Origin of the sequence: Bradyrhizobium manausense, from assembly GCF_001440035.1 — a bacterium.
Classification (GTDB): domain Bacteria; phylum Pseudomonadota; class Alphaproteobacteria; order Rhizobiales; family Xanthobacteraceae; genus Bradyrhizobium; species Bradyrhizobium manausense.
This window is the reverse complement of the sequence record NZ_LJYG01000074.1, coordinates 1-1,659: the sequence shown is the minus strand read 5'-3', so window position 1 is coordinate 1,659 and position 1,659 is coordinate 1. Positions and strand designations below refer to the sequence as shown.

2 pseudogenes are annotated in these 1,659 nt (G+C 63.0%); both read right to left on the bottom strand.

Features of this window, described 5'->3' with window-relative positions:
- Window positions 1-701: pseudogene (gene istB / locus AOQ71_RS17325) on the bottom strand (IS21-like element helper ATPase IstB); the annotation flags it as partial.
- A 261-nt stretch (window positions 702-962) separates the two neighbouring features.
- Window positions 963-1,622, bottom strand: a pseudogene (gene istA, locus AOQ71_RS46670) (IS21 family transposase); the annotation flags it as partial.
- Between the last annotated feature and the right edge of the window lie 37 nt (window positions 1,623-1,659).

Below are 1,659 nucleotides of genomic sequence, written 5' to 3'. Positions count from 1 at the left end.
CCTTGAGCTCGATGCGGTGGGCGTTGTGAATGATGCGGTCCAGTATGGCGTCGCCGAGTGTGGGATCGGCAATCACGTCATGCCATTGCGGCACGGGGACCTGACTTGTGATCAACAACGATCCCTTGTCGTAGCGATCATCGACGATCTCGAGTAGATCACGGCGCTGGTCGGCAGTGAGCGCTTCGGGGCCCCCAGTCGTCTAGGATGAGCAGATTGACGCGCTCGAGCGCCGCGATCAGGCCAGCGAGACGACCTTCGCCACGCGCCTGGGCGAGATCGGCGAACAAGCGGGGCACGCGCTTGTAGAGGACCGAGAAGCCGTCGCGGCAGGCCCTGTTGCCGAGCGCGCAAACCAGCCAGGATTTGCCGGTGCCGGTCGGACCGACGATGACGAGATGGTTGTGCTCGCGGATCCATTGGCAGGTGGCGAGGCTCTGAAAGAGGGAGCGGTCGAGACCACGAGCGGTGCGATAGTCGACATTCTCGATGGTGGCAGCCTGGCGGAGCTTGGCATTGCTCAAGCGCCGTACGAGGCGGCGGTTGTCGCGGGCGGTGACCTAGCGATCGACGAGGAGACCGAGCCAATCGGGGTGCGGCATGTCGGCGGCCTCGGGATTGTTCGGCAGTTCGATGAGGGTATCGGCCATGGCCGTGAGGCCGAGCGCGCGCAGGCGTTCGACGGTCGGATGAATGAGCAAAGTGATCTCCTGATTAGTTGTAGTAGCTGCGGCCACGGATGTTGGCGTGGAAAAGGATGGGCGCCTCCTGGGCGGGAGGAGCGGTTTTGTCGGTGGCGTTCTTGAGGATGGCGGCGACCGACTTGTAGGAACGGGCATTGAGCAGCAGCGCACGGGCGCAGGCGGCGTCGACACGTTCCTGACCATATGCTCGGCGATCGTCGTTGGTTGATGCGACAGAGTGCTGCGCAGATGGGAGGCGACGCGCTTGCCGCGCAGGAAAATCTCGACGGTCTTTAGGGTGATCCGTGCCTCGACCTCCTCATGCACGAGGTTGTGAGGCACGCTGTAGTAATGCTTGGCAATCTCGACATGATAATCGAGGTTCACCCGACAGCGCTTCCACTCTGCATACTCGTACGGCTCGTCAGGCAATGGGGTCAGTGCCGGTCGGTCGAGCTCCTCGAACAGCTCACGCCGGCTTCGTCCCCAGCTCCGTAACGGTCGGTTGTTGAGATCGACGAGCAGTGCGTGGATCGCCTCGTTGAGGGCGGCGAGCGAGAAGAAACGGCGGTTGCGCAGGCGCGCCAGAATCCATCGCCCGACGATTTGGACGCCGACTTCGACCTTGGCTTTGTCGCGCGGTCGATACGGCAGTGCCGGAACGATGGCAGTGCGGTAATGGCGGGCAAGATCGGCATAGGTCCGGTTGACCATCGGCTCGTGAAAGCACGCCCGGGTGATGCCGGCCTTGAGATTGTCGCTCACCGTTTGCCGGGCCACGCCGCCGAAAAAGCAAAAGGCCCGGACATGGGAGCCGATCCAGTCCGGCAGGCTCTGGCTGAGGCTGGCTTCAGCGTAGGTGTAGTTGGAAGCACCGAGCACGGCGACAAAGATCTGCGTGCTGTGCACCTCGCCGCTGAGCCCGTCGACCACCTCCATGGTGTGGCCGGAATAGTCGACGAACAGCTTCTCGCCG